We start from the raw sequence: 854 nt of genomic DNA, 5'->3' as shown, positions 1-854 counted from the left end.
AGTCATCCCTGACCCCTTGAGGGTCCTAAAGGGCCGTTGGAGACCACAACGTTGATAGGTGGGGTGTGTAAGCGTAGTGATACGTTGAGCTAACCCATACTAATTACCCGTGAGGCTTAACCATACAACACCCAAGAAGTGTTCTGGGCCTTGTAGCGAATGAGCGAACTACTCAAATTCAGTGGTAATGACAACGCAAACTAGCGAAGTCGTTATCCACGTCAGCTTTCTGGATTAAGATTTTGCCTGGCGGCAATAGCGCAGTGGAACCACCTGATCCCATGCCGAACTCAGAAGTGAAACGCTGTAGCGCCGATGGTAGTGTGGCATTCGCCATGCGAGAGTAGGACACTGCCAGGCACCCAATTAAACGGTGATGTGAAAGACATGACCGGCTGCGAGGATGACACCTCACAAACAAGCAGCAAATGATTTAGCGAAAGCTAACCGAATGCGGAGCGGTAGTTCAGTCGGTTAGAATACCGGCCTGTCACGCCGGGGGTCGCGGGTTCGAGTCCCGTCCGCTCCGCCACTAAATTGAAAGGCCTTCCCTGACGGGAAGGCCTTTTTGCTTTCTGGCGTCTGGATAAGAGCTCAGGAAACAAGAGGCAACCACCAGGGCTGCGACTTGCCACTGGCAACTCGATCCCGCTCTGTTGTCCCTTGTGCTTGAGCCGGACTTTGTCCGTCTCTGCGTCCGTTATGCCACTAATACCAATCGGATTAAACATTAGGTCAGTTTTATCCAATCTCGGCTACAAAGTGACATCACCCGCTCCACATCGGCAATAAAGTGCTTCCAGGCCGATGTGCAGGCATCAAGGATGTCGTCGTAATCCTTGAAGCTGCGATTA

1 tRNA gene, 2 rRNA genes and 1 pseudogene are annotated in these 854 nt (G+C 52.0%); 3 read left to right on the top strand and 1 reads right to left on the bottom strand.

Features of this window, described 5'->3' with window-relative positions:
- The 3 genes from J9889_RS22865 to J9889_RS22855 all read left to right on the top strand — a co-directional run.
- A 23S ribosomal RNA gene (locus J9889_RS22865) occupies positions 1–124 on the top strand; the annotation flags it as partial.
- Positions 125–245: 121 nt separating this feature from the next.
- Positions 246–360, top strand: a 5S ribosomal RNA gene (gene rrf, locus J9889_RS22860).
- 95 nt (positions 361–455) lie between these two features.
- Positions 456–532 (top strand) — tRNA-Asp (locus J9889_RS22855).
- 198 nt (positions 533–730) lie between these two features.
- Here the strand turns inward: J9889_RS22855 and J9889_RS24340 are convergent.
- Positions 731–854, bottom strand: a pseudogene (locus J9889_RS24340) (IS630 family transposase); the annotation flags it as partial.

This window comes from Aeromonas sp. PrichA-15, assembly GCF_017939245.1.
In the GTDB taxonomy this organism is placed as follows: domain Bacteria; phylum Pseudomonadota; class Gammaproteobacteria; order Enterobacterales; family Aeromonadaceae; genus Aeromonas; species Aeromonas caviae.
The sequence above is the reverse complement of the archived record's forward strand: the minus strand, read 5'-3'. Positions and strand labels throughout refer to the sequence as shown.